This is a genomic window from Variovorax paradoxus (assembly GCF_030811855.1).
Taxonomy (GTDB): domain Bacteria; phylum Pseudomonadota; class Gammaproteobacteria; order Burkholderiales; family Burkholderiaceae_C; genus Variovorax; species Variovorax paradoxus_L.
In genome coordinates, this window is record NZ_JAUSRN010000004.1 from 44,916 (window position 1) to 66,350 (window position 21,435).

19 protein-coding genes are annotated in these 21,435 nt (G+C 67.6%); 13 read left to right on the forward strand and 6 right to left on the reverse strand.

Annotated features, from left to right (window positions below):
• Both tagF and J2X92_RS10015 read left to right on the forward strand, forming a co-directional pair.
• Positions 1–723 carry a type VI secretion system-associated protein TagF gene (tagF, locus tag J2X92_RS10010; protein WP_307575353.1) on the forward strand — a complete coding sequence of 241 codons (723 nt, stop codon included), beginning with the start codon at positions 1–3 and terminating at the stop codon, positions 721–723.
• Positions 720–2,855 (forward strand): serine/threonine-protein kinase, encoded by a 2,136-nt coding sequence (locus J2X92_RS10015; RefSeq protein ID WP_307575355.1) that lies wholly within the window; start codon positions 720–722, stop codon positions 2,853–2,855. The genes tagF and J2X92_RS10015 overlap by 4 nt, the downstream gene beginning before the upstream one ends.
• On the opposite strand, the gene J2X92_RS10020 is transcribed toward J2X92_RS10015, so the two are convergent.
• Positions 2,848–4,077 carry an MFS transporter gene (locus J2X92_RS10020; protein ID WP_307575356.1) on the reverse strand — a complete coding sequence of 410 codons (1,230 nt, stop codon included), beginning with the start codon at positions 4,075–4,077 and terminating at the stop codon, positions 2,848–2,850. The two genes, J2X92_RS10015 and J2X92_RS10020, sit on opposite strands and share 8 nt — an antisense overlap.
• Before the next feature lie 6 nt (positions 4,078–4,083).
• Entirely contained in the window at positions 4,084–5,622 is a 1,539-nt protein-coding gene (locus J2X92_RS10025) for a YifB family Mg chelatase-like AAA ATPase (protein ID WP_307575357.1), read from the reverse strand.
• A 221-nt stretch (positions 5,623–5,843) separates the two neighbouring features.
• Between J2X92_RS10025 and J2X92_RS10030 the strand changes: the two genes are divergently transcribed.
• The 9 genes from J2X92_RS10030 (at position 5,844) to J2X92_RS10070 (ending at position 15,649) form a co-directional block, all read left to right on the forward strand.
• The gene (locus J2X92_RS10030; RefSeq protein WP_307575359.1) at positions 5,844–6,668 is read left to right on the forward strand and encodes a TorF family putative porin; all 825 of its coding nucleotides are present in this window, start codon (positions 5,844–5,846) and stop codon (positions 6,666–6,668) included.
• Positions 6,669–6,737: 69 nt separating this feature from the next.
• Positions 6,738–7,076 carry a P-II family nitrogen regulator gene (glnK, locus tag J2X92_RS10035; RefSeq protein WP_007833403.1) on the forward strand — a complete coding sequence of 113 codons (339 nt, stop codon included), beginning with the start codon at positions 6,738–6,740 and terminating at the stop codon, positions 7,074–7,076.
• 28 nt (positions 7,077–7,104) lie between these two features.
• Entirely contained in the window at positions 7,105–8,637 is a 1,533-nt protein-coding gene (locus J2X92_RS10040; protein WP_307575363.1) for an ammonium transporter, read from the forward strand.
• Between the two features lie 248 nt (positions 8,638–8,885).
• Positions 8,886–9,818, forward strand: a complete 933-nt coding sequence (locus J2X92_RS10045; protein WP_307575364.1) for an SMP-30/gluconolactonase/LRE family protein — start codon at positions 8,886–8,888, stop codon at positions 9,816–9,818.
• Positions 9,819–10,180: 362 nt separating this feature from the next.
• Positions 10,181–11,068, forward strand: a complete 888-nt coding sequence (locus J2X92_RS10050; protein ID WP_307575365.1) for a LysR substrate-binding domain-containing protein — start codon at positions 10,181–10,183, stop codon at positions 11,066–11,068.
• Positions 11,069–11,198: 130 nt separating this feature from the next.
• Positions 11,199–12,701 (forward strand): FAD-linked oxidase C-terminal domain-containing protein, encoded by a 1,503-nt coding sequence (locus J2X92_RS10055; protein WP_307575366.1) that lies wholly within the window; start codon positions 11,199–11,201, stop codon positions 12,699–12,701.
• Between the two features lie 14 nt (positions 12,702–12,715).
• Positions 12,716–13,840: a glycolate oxidase subunit GlcE gene (gene glcE / locus J2X92_RS10060; RefSeq protein WP_307575367.1), complete on the forward strand. Its 1,125-nt coding sequence runs from the start codon at positions 12,716–12,718 to the stop codon at positions 13,838–13,840.
• Positions 13,841–13,871: 31 nt separating this feature from the next.
• Positions 13,872–15,116 carry a glycolate oxidase subunit GlcF gene (gene glcF, locus J2X92_RS10065; protein ID WP_307575368.1) on the forward strand — a complete coding sequence of 415 codons (1,245 nt, stop codon included), beginning with the start codon at positions 13,872–13,874 and terminating at the stop codon, positions 15,114–15,116.
• A gap of 89 nt (positions 15,117–15,205) precedes the next feature.
• Positions 15,206–15,649: a carboxypeptidase regulatory-like domain-containing protein gene (locus J2X92_RS10070; RefSeq protein WP_307575370.1), complete on the forward strand. Its 444-nt coding sequence runs from the start codon at positions 15,206–15,208 to the stop codon at positions 15,647–15,649.
• Between the two features lie 9 nt (positions 15,650–15,658).
• Here the strand turns inward: J2X92_RS10070 and J2X92_RS10075 are convergent, their stop codons facing one another.
• From J2X92_RS10075 to lplT, 3 genes are all read right to left on the reverse strand, one after another.
• Entirely contained in the window at positions 15,659–16,147 is a 489-nt protein-coding gene (locus J2X92_RS10075) for a glutathione peroxidase (RefSeq protein ID WP_055800360.1), read from the reverse strand.
• Positions 16,148–16,156: 9 nt separating this feature from the next.
• Positions 16,157–17,047 carry a DMT family transporter gene (locus J2X92_RS10080; RefSeq protein ID WP_307575373.1) on the reverse strand — a complete coding sequence of 297 codons (891 nt, stop codon included), beginning with the start codon at positions 17,045–17,047 and terminating at the stop codon, positions 16,157–16,159.
• A gap of 112 nt (positions 17,048–17,159) precedes the next feature.
• Positions 17,160–18,464 (reverse strand): lysophospholipid transporter LplT, encoded by a 1,305-nt coding sequence (lplT, locus tag J2X92_RS10085; protein WP_307575374.1) that lies wholly within the window; start codon positions 18,462–18,464, stop codon positions 17,160–17,162.
• A 170-nt stretch (positions 18,465–18,634) separates the two neighbouring features.
• Here lplT and alr point away from each other — a divergent pair, with 170 nt between their 5' ends.
• The gene (alr, locus tag J2X92_RS10090; protein ID WP_307575375.1) at positions 18,635–19,735 is read left to right on the forward strand and encodes an alanine racemase; all 1,101 of its coding nucleotides are present in this window, start codon (positions 18,635–18,637) and stop codon (positions 19,733–19,735) included.
• A complete protein-coding gene (locus tag J2X92_RS10095) occupies positions 19,732–20,469 on the forward strand; it encodes a hypothetical protein (protein WP_307575376.1) in 738 nt (245 codons plus the stop codon). Before alr ends, J2X92_RS10095 begins: the two co-directional genes overlap by 4 nt.
• Here J2X92_RS10095 and J2X92_RS10100 read toward each other — a convergent pair.
• The gene (locus tag J2X92_RS10100) at positions 20,423–21,403 is read right to left on the reverse strand and encodes a LysR family transcriptional regulator (RefSeq protein WP_307575377.1); all 981 of its coding nucleotides are present in this window, start codon (positions 21,401–21,403) and stop codon (positions 20,423–20,425) included. The two genes, J2X92_RS10095 and J2X92_RS10100, sit on opposite strands and share 47 nt — an antisense overlap.
• Between the last annotated feature and the right edge of the window lie 32 nt (positions 21,404–21,435).

A 21,435-nucleotide genomic window follows, 5' to 3' on the forward strand; every position in this document is an offset into this window, starting at 1 on the left:
ATGAACAGCGGCGTTCCTTTGCCCCGCGTGTGGGTGCCGGCCGACGAGCAGATCGGCTGGTACGGCAAGCTGCCGGCGGCTGGCGACTTTCTCTATCGCCGCATGCCGCGCGAACTCCAGGCCTGGTGGGACCGCTGGATGCAGAACGGCCTGGGCGCTTTCAAGCGCTGGCCCGACGCCATGACGCGGCACTACGTCGTCGCGCCGGTCTGGAACTTTGCGATTCCCGCGACGCAGGGCGTGGACGCGGTGCAGTTCGGCTGCATTGCGCCCAGCTGCGACCGCGTCGGGCGCTATTACCCCGTGTGCGTGACGCTGCAAGTGGCGGCATCGAGCTACCGGCCTTCCATGCTGGAAGGCTCCGCCGCGTGGTACTGGCAATGCGGCACGGCCTTGCTGCAAGCCATTCGTCACAGCGTGGCGCCCGACCAGTTCGACCACCAGGTGCTGGCCGCGGCTCACGGCGGATTTCAGACCGCGAGCGGCGGCTCGGACGACATCCTTTCGATCCTCGGACCGGCCGCCGGCGGCGCTGGCGCGGCTGCGCAGCAGCGCCTTGGCTGGCCCGAGCTTCCGCTGTGCTTCGATGCCTTCGGAAGCACCAGCTACTGGTGGACCAACCAGGCTGACGGTTCGCCGCTGCGCACCGCAGCCCATGGCGGTGGCCTCAACACGCCGTTGTTCTCCAAGTTGTTTTCACAGGGGCATGTGCCATGGGCATGAATAACGCCAGCACCAGCAACACCGGCAGCAGCAGCGCGCTGTCCGACGAGCCGCAGGAGCGGCCCAATCCGCTGACGGCGGGTCATCGGCTGGACGAGTTCGAACTGCTCGAGGTGATCGGCGAAGGCGGCTTCGGCATCGTCTACCGCGCCTACGACCACTCGCTGCAGCGCGAGGTGGCCATCAAGGAGTACATGCCGTCGATGCTCGCGCGCCGCGTGGGCGACGACAGCGTGCACGTGCGTTCCGACCGCGTAACGGCCACCTTTCAGGCGGGCCTGCGCAGCTTCATCAACGAGGCGCGCACGCTCGCGCAGTTCAGCCATCCGGCGCTGGTGCGGGTGCATCGCTTCTGGGAGGCGAACTCCACCGCCTACATGGCGATCCAGCTTTATCGCGGCCGCACGCTGCGGCGCTTGGCGGAGGAAGAGCCGTCGAAGATTTCCGAGGCCTGGCTGCTCGGCATGCTGGGCCCGCTGCTCGGCGCACTGGAAACGCTGCACCGCAGCCAGTGCTTTCACCGCGACATCGCGCCCGACAACATCTTCATCCAGCAGGATGACATGCCGGTGCTGTTGGACTTCGGCGCGGCGCGCAAGTCGATTGCCGATCTCGTCGACGAAGTGGCGGTAATGGTGAAGTCGGGCTATTCGCCCATCGAGCAGTACGCCGACGACAACACGCTGCTGCAGGGCGCGTGGACCGATCTCTATGCGCTGGGCGCCGTGCTGTACCGCGCGGTCACCGGGCATCCGCCGCCCTCGGCCGTGGTGCGCAGCGTGCAGGACGCCTATGTGCCGCTGTCGTCGCTCGGCCGCGGCGACCTGAGCCCGGGCTTCTGCGCGGCGGTCGACCACACGCTGGCAGTGCACAGCAAGGACCGCACGCAGACCGTGGCCGCGTTCGCGGCCGAGCTGGGCCTGGCCAAACTTGGCGACACCTACGTGAGCGGCTTGCCGGCGCCGACGGTCATCGTTCCGCCGCCGTCGAAGGCTGTCGTGCCGGCCGTCGCGGCCGAGCCGCAGCAAGCGCTTGCCGAGGCCACTGCGGCAACGGAAGCCGCCGCCGCGGTGCCCGCGCCAGCCGAGGTTCAGTCCAGGTCTAAGACCGAACCCAAGGTCTCACCCGTGGCCAAGCCAATGCCAGCGCCAGCGCCTTCGACGAAGGCCGCCGCACCGGCGCGCGCGCCATCGGCAGCGGCCAGGCAGCATCGGCCAACGTCGCCGACCGCCAAAAAGACGTCGTCGCACCCGCCGTGGGGGCTGGTCGGCGTGCTGTTGATTGCGCTGGTGGCCGTGGGCAGCTGGATCGGACTTCACCTGAGTTCATGGAAGCAGGAGACCTCGACCTCGATGGCGCCGGTGCCTGCGCCGTCGGGGCCGATGACCGCCAACTCGCCGCCTCCCGCCGCCGTGCCGCCGGGCGACGGCGGTGCGGCACCCGCAAACGGCAACGTGGCCGCCGCACCCGGCGGCGCCACGCCTCCCGCTGCGGGGGCCAGTGCGCCGACCGCTTCGTTGACGCCGCTGGACAACGTGCCGGTCATTGCGCCGGCACCCGGCCCGCAGGCCAACGGCGCAACCCCGTCGGCGACGCCGGCTCCAGGGACACCGGCTCCACCGGGCACACCCGTTCCACCGGGCACGCCGGCGGAGGCCGCCCTCGCCACCAGCGAAGTCGAAGACTGGAACCTGGCACAGGCCGAGAACACGCGCGAAGGCTATGAGGCCTATCTGCGCCGCTATCGCCGCGGCCTGCATGCGCGCGAGGCCCGGAATGCGCTTGCCGAGCTGAACCGGCTCTCGACCGCCGTGCCGGCGCCGCCAGGCACCACGCCCGCGAATGCCGTGCCCACCGTGGTGGCCGCCGGCACCGCGCCGCCCGGCACGCCCTCCGCCACAGCGCCGGCTGGGCCGCCCGGCATGGGCCGCGTGGTGCTCAACATCCGGCCGTGGGGCCAGGTCTATGTCGACGGCGCGGAGCGCGGCGTGAGTCCGCCGCTCAAGTCACTGTCGCTGCGGCCGGGCATCTACAACATCGAAGTGCGCAACGGCGATCTGGACGTGTTCCGGCAGCGCGTGACCGTGCAGGACAGCCGCTCGTCACCCGTGGTGAGCCACGAGTTCAAGTAGCGGTGCTGGCGGGCCGGGGCCAGCGCTGCGCGGCAACCAGCGCCAGTACTGCGACCAGGCTGGCCGCCAGCAGCACCCAGAGGCCCGGCGTGTAGCCGGCGCCCGGCTGCCACATCACGCCGAGCATGAGCGGGGCCAGCGCCCTGGCGATGGCGCTCGGCAGCCCCAGCGCGCCGTTCAGCGTCGCCACGTGCTCGCGGTTCACGTACTGCGCAATGGCGGTGCCCTTCACGATCGTGAGCATGCCGTTGCCCATGCCGTAAAACAACACGAACAGCAGCGCGGCGCCCGGGTGGGCCGCGCCCGCAAGCAGCGCCAGCAGGCCAATCGGAATCAGGCAGGGAATCAGCCGGTTTGCCAGATGCAGGTCGAAGTGGTGCTCGAAAAAATACAGCAGCGCCCGTCCCAGCACCTGCACCAGTCCGATGCTCGCGGGCAGGGCGATGGCCCATGACTCGGCAAGCCCGGCACCCCGCAGGAGGCTCACCATGTGCGGCGGCAGCGCAGCCGTGACCGCCATCAGCAGCACGGTGAAAACGCCTATGAAAAGGAATGGCGCGCTGCGCATGTAGTGACTCGCGGAATGGCTGGCCGGTGCGGCGCCGGCCGCCTTGCCGGTGGGCGCTGCCCGCGCCGCGGGAGGCGGGGCATTTCGCAGCACGCGGGAATGCAGCGGCGCGCAGACCAACAGGTGGATGGCCGCCAGCACCCAGAGCGCGTGCCGCCAGCCGAGTTGCGCGATCAGCCAGGCCGCCAGCGGGATGAACACCGTGCTGGCCAGCCCGCCGAGAAAAGTCAGCGTGATGATCGCGCGGCGAAAGTCGTTGGGAAAGCGCCGCGTGACGATGGAAAACGCCGGGTTGTAGAGCGTGGCCGCCAGCCCCGCCCCGAGCAGCGTCCAGGCCAGGTAGAACCCGAGGGCACTGTGCACCATGCTGTGCAGGAACAGCCCGCCCGCGATGACCACCGAGCCGCCCGCCATCACCGCCCGCTCGTGCCCGCGGTCGATCCAGCGGCCGACCAGCCACGCTAGCGCGCCTTCGGCCAGCAACGCGAGGCTGAAGGCCAGCGAGGACTGCGCGCGGCTCAACCCCAGCTCGCGTTCGACCGGCTCCATCAGCAGCGCAAAGCCGTAGAACACGCTGCCCCAGGTGATGAGCTGGCCGACCGACAGCCAGCCGACCATGCGGCGGTTGTAGAGCGTGGGAGCGGGTGGGTTCACTGCCCGCTAGTGTCGCAAAGCCCGGCGGTACTGCACCGCCTCCGCCACGTGCTCCGCCCGCACCGCCTCGGCGCCCGCCAGGTCGGCCACCGTGCGCGCCACCTTGAGCGCGCGGTGTGTGCTGCGCGCCGACCAGCCGAGCTTGGCGGCCGCGTTCACCATGAACTTGCGCGCTGCCTCATCCAGCGCGGCGTGCTTGTCGATGGCACCGGCCTGCAGCGCCTGGTTGGGGCTGCCCTGGCGCTGCAGTGCGAATTCGCGCGCGGCGATCACGCGGGTGCGGATGCTGGCGGTCGATTCCCCGTCGGGCGCGCCGAGCAGCTGCTGCGCCGAGACCGCGGGCACTTCGATGTGCAGGTCGATGCGGTCGAGCAGCGGACCGCTGAGCTTGCCCTGGTAGCGCAAGATCTGGTCGGGCGTGCAGCGGCAGCCCTTCAGTGTCGAGCCGAGGTAGCCGCAAGGGCAGGGGTTCATGGCTGCAATGAGTTGGAAGCGGGCGGGAAACTCGGCGCGCCGGGCGGCCCGCGCGATGGTGATGGTGCCAGTCTCGAGCGGCTCGCGCAGCGCCTCGAGGGCGGAACGTGCGAACTCGGGAAATTCGTCCAGAAACAGCACGCCGTGATGCGCCTGAGAGATTTCTCCCGGCCGCGGAGGCGAGCCGCCGCCCACCAGCGCGACGGCGCTGGACGTATGGTGCGGCGCCGAAGTCGGCCGGGTCATCCAGCGCGCGGTGGAGAAGCTGCCGCCCAGGCTGGCCACCGCCGCGCTTTCGAGCGCCTCGTCCACGCTCATGGGCGGCAGCAGCCCGGCAAAGCGCTGCGCGAGCATGGACTTGCCCGAGCCAGGCTCCCCGACCATCAGCAGGCTGTGCCCGCCGGCGGCGGCGATCTCGAGCGCACGCCTGGCGCCTGCATGCCCCTTCACGTCGGCCAAGTCGGCATACAGCGGCATGGGTGCGGCATCCGCGGCGTGGACGCGGGCCCAGCCGTCCGCGGCAGGTGGCTCGGCCTGCTGCGGTTGTGCGTCCTCGGCCATGAAGCGCTGAACCACGTCCAGCAGGTGCCTTGCGCCGTACACCTCGCCGCCGGGTACCAGTGCCGCTTCTTGTGCGCTCTCGGTGGGCAGCACCAGCCGCGTGGCGATGCCGCGGGTGTGCAGGGCAAGCGCCATGGCCAGCGCGCCGCGCACGGGGCGCAGCTCGCCCGACAGCGAGAGTTCGCCGGCAAACTCGTGGCCCGCGAGGCGGGCGGCCTGGATCTGCTCGCTGGCGGCGAGGATGCCCAGCGCAATGGGAAGGTCGAAGCGACCGGAGTCCTTGGGCAGGTCGGCGGGCGCCAGGTTGACGGTGATCCGCTTGTTGTTGGGAAACTCGAGGCCAGCGTTCTGAATGGCCGACCGCACGCGCTCGCGCGCTTCCTTGACCTCCGTTTCAGCCAGCCCGACGAGCGTGAAGCTCGGCAGGCCGTTGGCTAAATGCACCTCAACCGTGACACTGGCCGCTTCCAGCCCAAGCAAAGCACGGCTTTGCACCAAAGACAGGCTCATTTATTCTTCCTCTCCCCATTGTGGTGCGCCCGTTTTGGGTCGGGCTTGTGCACCATGGGGTCGCCCGGCGACCCCGCACTTGAAACGGTTGTAATTTTTTCATCATCGGATTTGTGGATGCGCGGGCCACGGCGCCATGGCAGCGCAGAACGAGCACTTTGGCACGCTCCCTGCTACGAGATGGTGTCCCCCTACTATCCAACCCACTCCGAGGAGTCTCGATGATGCACCGTAAATTCGCCCAGGCAATGGCCGTGGCCGCCCTTGCCGCCCTGCCCATGCTGGCGAGCGCCCAGCTCACGGGGAACGTGGCCCTGACCAGCAACTACAAGTTCCGCGGGCAGGATCAGGACATGATCGGGAAGAACGACTACGCGAAGACCAAGGGCTTCAAGCCCGCCATCCAGGGCGGCTTCGACTACGCGTTCGGCGAAAGCGGCTTCTACCTCGGCAACTGGAACTCCAGCGTCAACTGGCTCCAGGGCAACAGCATCGAGAGCGACATCTACGGCGGCTACAAGTTCAAGGCCGGTCCGTTCGACATGGACGTGGGCGCGCTCAGCTACATCTACCCGGGCAACTCCGCTGGCAACACCACCGAGCTCTACGGCGCGGGCACCTGGGCCGACGAAGCCATCGGCTCGTTCACGCTGAAGTACTCGCACACGGTGTCCAAGGACTACTTCGGCTACGCGGGCAACAAGGCCGGCTCGGGGCTGAAGGGCCGCAACACGGGCTACCTGAACCTCGCCTACAGCAAGGAAATCGCGCCCAAGCTCACGCTGAAGGCCGCCGTGGGCTACACCCACATGTCCAGCGACATCCGCAGCCTGGGCTACAAGAGCTACGTCGACTACAACGTGGGCGTTTCGTATGACTTCGGCAGCGGCCTGGCACTGGCCGGTTCGGTGCAGGGCGCCAACAAGAAGAGCTCCTACCTCGCATTGAGCAACCCGGGCTACGACTTCGGCTTCGGCACCTTCGGCCAGCAGTACTACTCGCCGAACAAGGCGCGCTTCATCGTCACGCTCAGCAAGACGCTGTAAACAAGCACAAGAACAAGGTGCGGCCCAAGCTGCCGCACCATTCATCCATCCAAGAAGGAGAAAGTCATCATGAAGCTGGTCACAGCCATCATCAAACCGTTCAAGCTCGACGAGGTGCGCGAAGCACTGTCGGCCATCGGCGTGCAAGGCATCACGGTCACGGAAGTCAAGGGCTTCGGCCGCCAGAAGGGCCACACCGAGCTGTATCGCGGCGCCGAGTACGTGGTCGACTTCCTGCCCAAGGTCAAGATCGAAGCGGCGGTGTCCGACGACCTCGTCGACCGCGTGATCGAAGCCGTCGAAGGTGCGGCACGCACCGGCAAGATCGGCGACGGAAAGATTTTTGTCTACAACCTCGAGCAGGTGGTCCGCATCCGCACCGGCGAAACGGGCCGTGAAGCCCTCTGACCCGTCCAGGCTCTAAAGAACAACGACTATGAAAAAACTGCTTGTCTCTCTTGCGCTCGGCTTGAGCGTGCTCACAGCCGCTTTCGCACAGGCGCCCGCGCCTGCTGCGGAAGCACCGGCCGCTTCCGCGCCGGCTGCTTCGGCCCCGGCTGCCGCCGCGCCTGCTGCCGCCGCTCCGGCAGCAGCAGCAGCCCCTGCGGCTGCCGAGGCAGCGCCCGCCGCGGCTCCCGCTCCCTCATTCAACAAGGGTGACACCAGCTGGATGATGCTGTCCACGCTGCTCGTCATCATGATGACCGTCCCCGGCCTGGCGCTGTTCTACGGCGGCCTGGTGCGCAGCAAGAACATGCTGTCGGTGCTCATGCAGGTGATGGTCACGTTCTCGATGATCGTCGTGCTGTGGCTCATCTATGGCTACAGCCTTGCGTTCACCGAGGGGAACGCCTTCTTCGGCGGATTCGACCGGCTCTTCATGAAGGGGATCTTCGATCCGGCCACCGGCGTGTTCGCACCCGGCGCCACCTTCAGCAAGGGCGTCTACATCCCCGAGCTGCTGTTCGCTGCCTTCCAGGCCACCTTCGCCGGCATCACCTGCTGCCTGATCGTCGGTGCCTTCGCGGAGCGCGCCAAGTTCTCGGCCGTGCTGCTGTTCATGGTGATCTGGTTCACCTTCAGCTATGCGCCGCTCGCACACATGGTCTGGTTCTGGATGGGCCCGGACGCCTACACCGCCGCCAACGTGGTGGATGCACAGAACGCCAAGGCCGGCCTGATCTGGCAGTGGGGCGCGCTCGACTTCGCGGGCGGCACCGTGGTGCACATCAACGCCGCTGTCGCGGGCCTGGTTGGCGCCTTCGTGATCGGCAAGCGCGTCGGCTACGGCAAGGAAGCCTTCACGCCGCATTCGCTCACGCTCACCATGGTCGGCGCCTCGCTGCTGTGGGTCGGCTGGTTCGGCTTCAACGCAGGTTCGGCCCTGGAAGCCGGTACCAGCGCCGTGCTCGCCTTCATGAACACCTTCACCGCCACCGCAGCCGCCGTGCTCGCATGGTGCATCGGTGAAGCGCTGATGCGCGGCAAGGCCTCGATGCTGGGTGCCGCTTCGGGCGCCGTTGCAGGCCTCGTGGCCATCACCCCGGCCGCCGGCAACGTCGGCCTGATGGGCGCCATCATCATCGGCTTCATCGCCGGCTTCGCCTGCCTCTGGGGCGTCAACGGCCTCAAGAAGCTGCTGGGCGCGGACGACTCGCTCGACGTGTTCGGCGTGCACGGTGTCGGCGGTATCGTCGGCGCGCTGCTCACCGGCGTGTTCAACACCCAGGCACTCGGCGGCCCCGGCCTCGTGGGCGACTGGGTCACGGCCAGCGTGGTGTCGAACGGCATCGGCGCACAGGTCTGGATCCAGCTCAAGGGCGTGCTGCTGACCATCGTCTGGTCGGGCGTGGTGGCGTTCATCGCCTTCAAGATCGCGGACTTGACCATCGGCCTGCGTGTGTCGGAAGAAGAAGAGCGCGAAGGCCTCGACATCTCCTCGCACGGCGAGACCGCATACAACAGGTAACCCCCCAGTCTTCGCGCACTTCGTGTCGCTTCGCCAACCCCCCTGCTGGGGGCAACACCAGAGGCCCGGCAAAGCCGGTTCCTCGGTGTTTCACGAAAGAGGCATGCGAAGCGCGGGCTGGTGGTGAGAAGAAGAAAAACAGGAACGATTTTTCAGCAAGGTCTCCTTTGGATGTTCAGCCCGCGAGCGCTTCGGCGCCAGCGGGCTTTTTTTTGTCTGCGGGGCAGCGGATGCACAATCCGGAGATCATGTGGACCACCCTCGAAGACAGCCTTTGCGAGCTCGGCGAATCGCCGTTCTGGCACCCCCACGAACGCGCGCTTTACTGGCTCGATATTCCGGGGCGCGCGGTGCTGCGCACGCGCGGCGAGATCGGCACGCCGTCGGCCAGGGTGGAGCGCTGGGGCTTGGCTACCGAGCCCGGCTGCATGGCGCCGGCCAGGAGCGGCGGCCTCGTGATCGCGCTGCGCGACGGCATCTATCGGGCCCGCGAATGGGGCGGAGAACTGGTTGCGATGGCGCGTGTCGAACACGACGTGCGCACCATGCGCTTCAACGACGGCAAATGCGATGCGCTGGGCCGTTTCTGGGCCGGTTCGCTCAACGAGGCGAAGGACCGGGCCAATGCCGCGCTCTATTGCTTCGACGCACGCACCGACACCGGCGTGGCGCCCACATTGACGCAAATGGCCAACGAGTCCACCACCGGCAACGGGCTCGTGTTCTCGCCCGATGCACGCACGCTCTACTGGGCCGACACCGCGGCGCACGTGGTTCGTGCGTGGGACTGGGACGTGGAGACAAATTCGCTTTCGCATGCGCGCGTGTTCCACCAGTTCGAGGCCAAGCCCGAAGGCTGGACCGCGGGGTCGCCCGTGCGCTACGAAGGCCGACCCGATGGCGCCACCGTCGATGCCGAGGGCCACTACTGGGTCGCGATGTTCGAAGGTGCACAGTTGCTGCGATTCGCGCCGTCGGGCGAGATCGTTGGCTCGGTGACGGTCCCTTTTCAGTGTCCGACCATGCCTTGCTTCGGCGGCGACGACCTGAAGACGCTGTTCGTCACCAGCGGGCGCAAGGGCCGGCCTGCTGCAGAGATCGAGCGGTATCCGGCTTCGGGCACCGTGATATCGATGCGTGTCGATGCGCCTGGGTTACCTGTCAACTTCTTCGAGGACTAGGGTGACGCTTTGCTTTTCAGTCCGTCGCATTGAGGGTCATTCATGGCGCGCTCCCGCCGACGGGGTACCTTGCTCCGCGAATGTCCCCCGGCCTGCGGCCTCCTCCTTTATTTCGCTGCGCAAGGCACCCCATCGACGTGATCGTTGTTCAGCGCACTGGTTTATCGGCCAGTGCAAGAGCCGCACTCAGTGGGCACAGGGCGCCGGGTGCTCCCCGCAGCGAAATAAAGGAGGAGCCGAAGGCGGGGAACATTCGCGGAGGGGAGTACCCGGTGGCCTGTGCACGCGCCCTGAACAAGCGCGCCCCGAACAGAAGCGCAACGAACACAAGCGCAGCGAACAAAAGACCAGAGGGTAAAGGCATGGCCCTGCAGCACATCCCCCCAATCCAGTGCCTGCTGACCTTCGAGACCCTGGCGCGGCTGCGGCATGCGGGCCGCGCGGCGGACGAACTGTGTGTCACGCCCAGCGCCGTAAGCCACCGCATCCGGCAACTCGAATCGCATGTGGGCTTCAAGCTCTTCGGCCGCAGCGACTTCAGCCTCACGGCCGACGGCGCAGCCTACCTTGCCAACGTGCGCACCGGCCTCGCGGCGCTGCAAGCCATGCCCGGCGGCAATGCGGCGAAGCAGCAGCGCGCCACACGCCTGCGCATCGCCGTCACGCCCACCTTCAGCCGTGTGTTCCTGATGCCGCGGCTCGAACTGTTCCGCAACATCTATCCTGACATCGAACTGGTGCTGCAGGTGTCCATTCCGCTGCTCGACGTCACGGCCGAGCAAGCCGATCTCGAAGTGCGCTACGGCAGCGGCGCGTACGCCGACTGCGAACACCGCCTGCTGCTCGAGGAAGAGGTTCTGCCCGCCTGCAGCCCAAGCTACCTCAATGAATTCGGTCCTTTCAACGGTTTCCGCACCGCCGCCGAAATTGCGAGCGCGCGGCTCATTCGAAGTCCGCTCGAGCCCTGGGGCACTTGGTTCTTCAGTTGCGGCATCGACCAGCCCGAGCCGCACGTCGGCTCCCAGTTCAATGACCTGGGCCTGGTCTACGACGCGGCCGCCAGCGGCTTCGGCGTGGCCCTGGTGCGGCTGGAAATGGGTGCCGCCTGGTTCGAATCGGGCCGGTTGGTGCCGCTCTCCGACCAACCCGTGCCTTCGCCGCACCGTCACACCATTTGCTGGCAGCCCGGCACGCTCGATCGCTGGGAATGCGCGGCCTTTGTCGACTGGCTGGCGCAAAGCCTTCGCTGAAGAAAAAAGGCCGGTGGCAAAGTTCTCTCAAGCCCGGCGCAAAAAAGCTTCAACCCGGCGCCGGCGCATTTACGTAGAGTGCGGTACACCACGAGACAGACAGACAGATCCGCCCCAAAGAGGCTCCCGCATGAACGCGCCGCTCACCCCCGTCCAGCACGACTCTCTGCAAAAATCCGACCGCCAGTCGCAGATCGTGCGCGCCCTGCAAGCCCAACTGCCTGCGCATGCGCTCATCTGGAACGCCGAGGACACCACGCCCTACGAGTGCGACGGCCTCACCGCCTACCGGCAGCGCCCGCTGGTGGTCGCGCTGCCCGAAACCGAAGCCCAGGTGGCGGCGGTGCTCAAGACCTGCCACGGGCTTGGCGTGCCAGTGGTCGCGCGCGGCGCGGGCACCGGGCTCTCGGGCGGCGCGATGCCGCATGCGCTGGGCGTGACGCTTTCGCTCGCCAAGTTCAACCGCATCCTGAAGATCGACCCCGTGAGCCGCACGGCCGTAGTTCAGTGCGGCGTGCGCAATCTCGCCATCAGCGAAGCGGCCGCGCCCTTCAACCTCTACTACGCGCCCGATCCGTCGAGCCAGATCGCCTGCACCATCGGCGGCAACGTGGCCGAGAACTCGGGCGGCGTGCACTGCCTCAAATACGGTCTCACGCTGCACAACGTGCTGCGCGTGCGCGGCTTCACGGCCGAGGGCGAGCCCGTCGAATTCGGCGGCGACGCGCTCGACGCGCCGGGGCTGGACCTGCTCGCGCTGGTGATCGGCAGCGAAGGCATGCTGGCCGTGACCACCGAGGTCACCGTCAAGCTCGTGCCCAAGCCGCAGCTCGCGCGCTGCATCATGGCCAGCTTCGACGACGTGCGCAAAGCCGGCGATGCCGTGGCCGCGGTCATTGCTGCCGGAATCATCCCCGCGGGGCTCGAAATGATGGACAAGCCCATGACCGCCGCGGTCGAGGACTTCGTGCACGCGGGCTACGACCTCGACGCGGCCGCGATTCTGCTGTGCGAATCCGATGGCACCGCGGAAGAAGTGGAAGAAGAAATCGGCCGCATGACCGCCGTGCTGCGCGGCTCCGGCGCCACTGCCATTGCGGTGAGCACCAGCGAAGACGAGCGCATGAAATTCTGGAGCGGCCGCAAGAACGCCTTTCCGGCCTCGGGCCGCATCAGCCCCGACTACATGTGCCTGGACTCCACCATCCCGCGCAAGCGCCTCGCCGACATCCTGCTGGCCATCCAGGAGATGGAGAAAAAATACAAGCTGCGCTGCTGCAACGTGTTCCACGCGGGCGATGGCAACCTGCATCCGCTGGTGCTGTTCGATGCCAACGACCCCGATGAGCTGCATCGCTGCGAGCTCTTCGGCGCTGACATCCTCGAGACCAGCGTGGCCATGGGCGGCACCGTGTCGGGCGAGCATGGCGTGGGTGTGGAAAAGCTCAACAGCATGTGCGTGCAGTTCACTGCGGCTGAGAACGAACAGATGTTCGGCGTCAAGCGCGCCTTTGATCCGGCCGGGCTGCTGAATCCGGGCAAGGTGATTCCCACGCTGCAGCGCTGCGCCGAATACGGCAAGCAGGTGGTGCGCGGCGGCAGGCTGCCGCACCCCGACTTGCCGCGCTTCTAAGAATAAGAATGACCATGGACCCCGCACTCAGCCACATCGCCGAGCGCATTCGCGCTGCGGCCGCCAATGCCGTGCCGCTTCGCATCTGCGGCGGCGGCACCAAGGATTTCTACGGCGAGCCGCCGCGCGGCGAGACCTTGAGCACCGCCGGGCTCGCCGGCATCACGAGCTACGAACCGAGCGAACTGGTCGTCACCGCGCGTGCCGGCACGCCGCTCGCCGAACTCGAGGCCGCGCTGGCCGAGAACGGGCAGTGCCTGCCTTTCGAGCCGCCGCATTTCGGCGCGGCGGGCGCGGGCACCGTGGGTGGCATGGTGGCCGCGGGGCTCAGCGGACCCGCGCGCGCCAGCGTGGGGGCGGTCCGCGACTACGTGCTGGGCGCCACGCTCGTCAACGGCCGCGGCGACGTGCTGGGCTTCGGCGGCCAGGTGATGAAGAACGTGGCAGGCTACGACGTATCGCGCGTGCTCGCGGGTTCGCTCGGCACGCTGGGCGTGATTGCCGAAGTGAGCCTCAAGGTGCTCCCCGTCGCGCCCGCCGAGGCCACGCTGGCCTTTGAGGGCAGCCAGATCGACGCCCTGCGCCTGCTCAACGAGTGGGGCGGGCGGCCGTTGCCGTTGAATGCGAGCTGCTGGTCGGAGGATGCAGGCATCGGCAGGCTGCGGCTGCGCTTGCGCGGCGCGGTGGCCGCGGTCGAAGCCGCCTGCGCGCATCTGGGCGGCGAGCGCGTGGACAACGCCGCCGCCGCTGCCGGATGGCAAGCGCTGCGCGATCAGCAGCATGCCTGGTTCACTGCCGATGACGCTGCAGGCGCCGCGCTTTGGCGTCTGGCGGTGCCGCAGACGGCGCCAGTGCTCGCCCTGGGCAACGTCGGCGCGCCGCTGATCGAATGGCACGGCGGACAGCGCTGGTACAAGGCCCCGCCCGAGCAGGCGTCGCTCATCCGCGAAGCGGCGCATGCAGCAGGTGGGCATGCCACGCTGTTCAGGATGCTTCCTGCTTCTGCCGCAGCAGCAAGTGCAGGCGCCCCGCGCTTCGACGCGTTGAGCGCTCCCGTTGCGCGCATCCACCATGCCCTGATGCGCGAGTTCGATCCCCACGGCCTCTTCGACCGCGCCCGGCTTCTCGCGGACGCCTGAGCTCCTGCGATTCGACACCTCATTTCTCTCCATGCAAACCGAGCTCGCTCCCGAATTCCGCGACACCGACGATGGCCGCGAGGCCGAAGCCATCCTGCGCAAGTGCGTGCACTGCGGCTTCTGCACCGCCACCTGTCCCACGTACCAGCTGCTCGGCGACGAGCTCGATGGGCCGCGCGGCCGCATCTACCTGATCAAGCAGGTGCTCGAAGGCAAGGCGCCGACGCGCAGCACCCAGCTGCACCTGGACCGGTGCCTGACCTGCCGCAACTGCGAAACCACCTGCCCGAGCGGCGTGCAGTACGGTCACCTGGTCGACATCGGCCGCAAGATCGTCGACGAGAAAGTGCCGCGCCCCGCCATGGAATCGGCCACGCGCTGGCTGCTGAAGGAAGGGCTGCCGTCGCCGCTCTTCGGCCCAGCGATGGCACTTGGCCAATCGGTGCGAGGCCTGTTGCCCGAGGCGCTCAAGGCCAAGGTGCCCCCGAAGCAGGAGGCCGGCGCCTGGCCTACCGCTACGCATGCGCGCAAGATGCTGATGCTCGCGGGCTGCGTTCAGCCATCGATGATGCCCAACATCAACAGTGCGACGGCGCGCGTGCTCGATGCCGCGGGCATCCAGACAGTGATCGCGAAGGAGGCGGGCTGCTGCGGCGCCGTCAAGTTCCACCTCAACGACCAGGAAGGCGGCAAGGCGCAGATGCGCGCCAACATCGACGCTTGGTGGCCGCAGGTCGAACGGGGCCCGGAGGCCGGCGGCGTCGAAGCCATCGTGATGAACGCCTCGGGCTGCGGCGTGACCGTGCGCGAGTATGGGCACATCCTCCGCAGCGATCCGGCCTATGCCGCCAAGGCGGCGCGCATCAGCGACATGACGCGCGATTTGAGCGAACTGCTGCCCTATCTCGTGCCCGCGCTCAAGTCGCGCGTGCGGCCGCCGGACGGCGTGGTGGCCTACCATCCGCCCTGCACGCTGCAGCACGGCCAGAAGCTGCGAGGCGGGGTCGAGACGCATCTGCGCGCGCTCGGCTTCGACGTGCGCGTGGCCATGAACGAGTCGCACCTGTGCTGCGGTTCGGCCGGCACCTACTCGGTGCTGCAGCCCGAACTGGCCTACCCGCTGCGCGACCGCAAGCTCGGCCACCTGCGGCAGCTGCAGCCGAGCGTCATCGCCTCGGCCAACATCGGCTGCATCACGCATCTGCAAAGCGGCAGCCCGGAAACGCCGGTGCGCCACTGGGTCGAGCTACTGGACGCGGCCCTGGCGGCGGCCTGATCGCACACCGAAGAGCGCCCTGGTCCGACTCGCGCGGGGGCCGTTCGCGGGGCATCATGGCCGCACCGTTTTTCCCAGGAGCCTGCCTCATGTCTTCCATTCAAGCTTTCATCGTTTCGAAGAAGTTGCGGCGTGCCTTGCTGGCCTGCGCCTGCGCGGCCTGCGCGGCCGGCGCCTTCGGGGCAGCCCACGCACAGTCGGCCATGCCGCAGTGGAAGGGCGAGGGCGCGGTGCGTTATGTCTGCGGCGGCATCGGTTCGGACGAATCGAACGCCATGCGCGCCGCCATGAAGGATCATCCGCTCGCGCTGCTTTTTGCGCGCGCCGATGGCGCTTACCTGGCGGACGTGCAGGTCGACATCAAGGGTGCCGACGGCGCACCATCGCTGGCCTTGCGCGCCAGCGGACCGGTCTGCCTGGTCGACATTCCGGCTGGCCGCTACACCATCGATGCCACCACGACCGGCGGCGATGCCAAGAGCCAATCGGTGACGGTGGGCGGCGGCTCTAAGACCGCCAGCTTCCGCTTCTGAGCGAGCGCCTCAGCCCGCCGCCAGCGCGGCCTCGATGTCGCGCGTGAGAGAGGCGGGCGTGTCCAGCGGCGCATAGCGCTTTCGCACTTGCCCGTCGCGCCCCACCAGGAACTTGGTGAAGTTCCACTTGATGGCCGTGCTGCCCAGGAGGCCCGGTTTCTCCTTGGTGAGCCACTGATAGAGCGGCGTCGCGTTGCTGCCGTTGACGTCGATCTTTTCCATCATCGGAAAGCTCACGCCGTAGTTGGTGGTGCAGAACGCGCCGATTTCCTCGTTGGTGCCCGGGTCTTGCGAGCCGAACTGGTTCGACGGAAAACCCAGCACCACCAGCCCCTTGTCGGCGTACTTTTCGTGCAGTTCCTCGAGCCCGGCAAACTGCGGCGTGAAGCCGCATTGGCTGGCCGTGTTGACGATCAGCAGCACCTTGCCCTTGAAGGCGGAAAGCTTCACGTTCTTGCCGTCGATCCGGTTGGCTTCGAAGTCGTAGATGCTGGCCATGAAAGTACCTCAGGTGGGAGACGAAAGGCGATCATCGCCCTCTGCGGGGGTTCGCGCAAACGCCGACCACACGGCCGCCAGAACGATCAGTGCGCCGCCGGCCAGGATGCGCGGATCCATCTGCGCCGCGCCCAGCGCCACCGACGAAACGCTGGCGAACAACACCTCCGAGAGCATGATGACTGCGGTGGCGCTGGCCGCCAAGCGGGCCGCACCGTACTGCAGGCAGACGTTGGCCACCACGAAGCCCGTGCCCAGCAAGGCGGCCCATCCGATCCAGCCCGGCGTGGCCGCGAGGGGCGAGTTGAAGGCACCCAGCAAAGTGCCGCTCGCCGCGGCGATGCCCGCCACCAGCGCGCAACCGCCGAACATCGCCAGGGCGCGCGATTCGCCGGGTGCGCCATGCAGGTGGCGCAGCAGAATGTTGGTAACCGCAAAGCTGAACCCGGCCGCCACGCCCAGCCAGTCCGGCAGGCTCGAAGGCACGGGCCAGTCGACACCTGGCGCCTTGAGCACCACCACCACGCCGGTGAGCGCCAGCGTCACCCGCGCGAGCGCGCCCGCCGTCGGCCGCTCGCCCAGCACCGCCCAGCCCAGCAGCACGCTCCACAGCGGCATCAGATAGAAAAGCAGCACCACGCGCACCACGTCGCCCTGCGTCACGGCCCAGTTGAAACCAAGGTTGGTGAAACCCGCCGCCAGGCCCAGCGCCACCAGCATCGGGAACGCCGTGAAGCCGCGCCAGGCTTGCCGGCGAAAGAAGCCCATGGCTAGCGAGATCGCCACGTAGATCAGACACGTGGTCCACACCGGATGCAGTCCGTGGCTTTCGATGTGCCGGAACGGGAACCACGAAACGCCCCAGACGAAGGCATTAAAAATCAGTGCAAGTGCTGGCATGAAGGCGGGGATTTTCGTGGAACACCGTGGAACCGGTTTTGCCGGGCCACCGGTGTTGCCCCCGGTGAGGAGGTGGGCGAAGCGACACGAAGTGCGCGCAGCCTGGGGGAGGTCAATGGTGCTTGTCGCTGCGCGCGATGGCGAGCAGGTGCTGGACTTCTTCGGGGTACTTGCGCAGGTTGTGATGGTGCCAGCGCTGGATGAGCCACATGCAGCCGGCCACCACGCCGCCGAAGGCGCCGATGGCCGCGAAGGCCGAGAGGCCGAGGCCGGTGCAAGCGCTGTAGAAGCCGCCGAGCAGCAGGATGCAAGCCTGCTCGTTGAAGTTTTGCACGGCGATGGAGCGGCCCGCGCCCATCAGGTTGTGGCCGCGGTGCTGCAGCAGTGCGTTCATCGGCACCACCAGGAAGCCGCCCAATCCGCCCAGCAGGATGAGGAAAGGAACGGCGATCCAGACGTTGCTGATCAGGTTCATGCTGATGACCAGCAGGCCCATGCCGATGCCCATGGGAATCACGCGCGTGGCCATGTCCAGGCGCATGCGCATCGACGCGACGATGGCTCCCACCGCCATGCCGATGGTGACCACGCCGGTGAGCGCCGTGGCCTGCGTCGTGTTGTAGTTGAGGGCGAGCGCGGCCCAGGCCAGCACGATGTACTTGAGGTTGGCGCCCGCTCCCCAGAAAAGCGTGGTGGTGGAAAGCGAGATCTGGCCGAGCTTGTCGCGCCACAGGCGTGAGTTGCAGTGCCAGAAATCGGGCAGCAGCGAGACCATGTTGCGCGCCAGGCCGTGCGAGGGGTTGGTGCGCAGCGGCCGCATCTCGACGCCGGTGTGCGGGATGCGCGTGTTGAACCAGGCCGCCAGCGCATAGACGAAGATCAGAACCGAGATGGCCGCCTCGGCCGGCGAATCGATGCCGGTATTGATCATTGGCAAGTCGATGGCAAGGAGCTGGCTCGAAACCGCATGGCCCACCAGCGAACCGCCGAGCACGATGCCCAGGAGAATCGAAGCGATCGTCAGGCCTTCGATCCAGCCGTTGGCCTTGACCAGCTGCGACGCCGGCAGCAGCTCGGTCAGGATGCCGTACTTGGCCGGGGAATAGGCCGCGGCGCCAAGTCCCACGATCGAGTAAGACAACAGCGGATGCGAGCCGAACAGCATCATCAGGCAGCCGATCACCTTGATGGCATTGCTGATGAACATCACCCGCCCCTTCGGCAAGGCGTCGGCGAAGGCGCCCACCAGCGGCGCCAGCACCACGTAGAAGACCGCGAAGATCGGCACCAGGGCAGCGCGCTGCCATTCGGCCGATCCCGTGCTTCGCATGAGCTCGACAGCCACGACGAAGATCGCGTTGTCGGCCAGCGACGAAAAGAACTGGGCCGACATGATCGTGTAGAAACCGCGCTTCATCGATGGGCTGGCTGGCCAGGAAGATTGCTGGCAGTAGTGAGAAAGTGTCGCGACTTTTGGCGAATGGGCGGTTATAGCATGGGGGTACGACGGATAAATCAGCGTTGCCACCCTGGACGGCCCTGCTTCCGAAGGTGCTAAAACCCCGTCTTCACCATCCGACATTTGCCATGCCGCGTCCCATTCTCGCCACTGTCCACACCGCCGCGCTCCGTCACAACCTCGATCGGGCCCGGCGCGCCGCGGTCGATGCCCGCGTCTGGGCCGTGGTCAAGGCCAATGCCTATGGCCACGGCATCGAGCGCGTCTACGAGGGCCTGCGCGGCGCCGACGGCTTTGCCCTCCTCGACCTGGCCGAAGCCGAACGCGTGCGCGCCCTCGGCTGGCGCGGCCCGGTGCTGCTGCTCGAAGGCGTGTTCGACGCGCGCGACCTGGAGCTGTGCTCGCGCCTGGACCTGTGGCACACGGTGCATTGCGACGAGCAGATCGACATGCTCGCGGCCCACAAGACGCTCAAGCCGCAGCGCGTGTTCCTCAAGATGAACTCCGGCATGAACCGCCTGGGCTTTGCGCCCGAGCGCTTCGGCTCCGCCTGGACGCGCCTGAACGCGCTGCCGCAGGTCGACGAGATTTCTCTGATGACGCATTTCAGCGACGCCGACGGCGCGCGCGGCATCGCGCACCAGATGGCGGTGTTCGAGCGCGTCACGCACGACCTGCCGGGCGAGCGCTCCGTGGCCAACAGCGCAGCCACCCTGCGCCATGCCGAAAAGACCCGCGGCGACTGGGTGCGCCCCGGCATCCTGCTGTACGGCAGCGCGCCCGACTTCCCGCAGCACGACGCTGCGCATTGGCAGCTGCAGCCCACCATGACGCTCTCGACAAAATTGATCGGGGTGCAGACGCTCCAGGCCGGCGACACCATTGGCTACGGCTCCAACTTCACGGCCGAGGGGCCACTCACCATCGGCGTAGCGGCGGTCGGCTATGCCGACGGGTATCCGCGCCATTGCAACACCGGCACGCCGGTGCTGGTGAACGGCGTGCGCACCCGCATGGTGGGCCGCGTGAGCATGGACATGATCACCGTCGACCTCACGCCGGTGCCCGACGCGAAGTTCGGCACCGAGGTCACGCTGTGGGGCCGCTCGGCCGTGACCGGGGCGGTACTGCCCATCGACGAGGTCGCGCAGGCGGCCGGCACCGTCGGCTACGAACTCATGTGCGGCGTGGCGCCACGCGTGCCCTTCGCTCCGGCCGAAGCCGAATGAAGGTGCTCTCCAACTGGCGCTCGGTGCGCCTGTGGGAGACACAGCTCGAGCGCGACCTGCACCGCAACTACAGCCTGCGCACGCACGGCATCCTGATCGGCAGCTTCACGCTGCTCTTGATGTGGGGCGTGTCGGCGCTGCAGATGCACGTGCTCGACGTGCAGTCGCTGGCGGTGCGCTATTTCCTCACGCTGGGCGTCGGCTACCTTGGCCATTTGCTGGTGCTGCGCTGGTGGGCCAGGCGGCTGGTCGAGAACCGGGCCGACTTCAACGTCGACGGGGGCGACATCGCCGATGCGGCTGACTTCGCGCTCGATGCGGGCGGCAGCAGCCCGGCAAGCAGCGCCGAAGGCAGCGTACTGTCCGACGCAGCCAGCGGTGCGCTCGACGTGGCGGGCGCCGCCGACGAAGGCGCCATTGTGGTGGTGCCGGTGGTCGCCATCTTCCTGATCTGCACCGCCATCGTGCTCGGCGCCGGCTCGCTGGTGCTGCTTTACTTCAGCTGGGACGCGCTGCTGGCCGTGGCCGTCGAGGTGGCGTTCTCATACGTGTCGGCGCGCGCCGCGGTGCGCGTGGCGCGCGAGGGCTGGCTGATGGCGGCCGTGCGCTTGACCTGGAAGCCGCTGCTCGGCGCAGTGATCTGTGCCGTGGCTCTGGGCGCCGTACTCGACCACTTCATGCCCCAGGTCAACTCCTTGCCCGAGGCCGTGCGGGTCCTGCTGAAAAAGCATTGAGCTTCTTCCGGCCGTCGCCCTGGGCGGCCAGCGCGTCCAGCAGGTGGTCGATCAGCACCCGGCACTTGGGCACGGTGAAGCGGCTGGGCGGATAGAGGATGTAGGCGTGCCCGCGGTAGCTGCCCTGGAACTCCCAGTCGGCCAGCACCCGCACAACGCGGCCGTCCTCCAAGGCCTCCTGCGCCATGAAGGCCGGCACGCAGGCCACGCCCAGGCCCGCGAGCGCGGCTTCGAGCCGCATCTCGCTGTGGTTGGAGACATAGCGGCCCCGCACCACCACCTCGGCTTCGTCTTCATCGCCCTTTTTGAAGCGCCAATGGTTGTCCCGCTCGTGCTCGCCGAGCGAGAGGCAGCTGTGCGCGAGCAGGTCGCGCGGGTGTTCGATGGTGTCGCCCTCTGCCAGGTAGCGCGGCGAGGCGCACAGGATGTGCGCGACCGACATCAGCTGCCGCGCCACCAGCCCTTCGGGCGGCTTCGTCGTCAGCCGCACCACCAGGTCCACGCCTTCGCGGATCGGATCGATGTCGCGGTCGTCCACGATGAGCTGCACGTCGACCTCGGGATGGCGCTGCAGGAAGTCGAGGATGTGCGGATGCAGCACGCGCCGCGCAAAGGCCTTCGGCGCGCTGATGCGCACCAGCCCGCTCGGCTTCTTCGAGAACTGCTGAGCGATGTCCATCGTGCCTTGCGCCGCAAGCACCAGTTCGCGGCAGTGTGCGAAGGCCTCGACGCCGGGCTCGGTCAGACGCAGCTGGCGCGTGGTGCGCTGGATCAGCTGCACGCCGATTTCCTTTTCCAGCCGCTTCACCTGCCGGCTCGTGGCCGACGGCGTCATGCCCAGCAGATCGGCGGCCGCGGAGAAGCTGCCCAGCTCGGCGACCCGCAGGAAGGTCACCATCTCCGGCAGCACTTTGAGAAATGAATTCGTTCCCACGGCGCAAAGGTCCTGTTCCGGCCGAAGGCTGT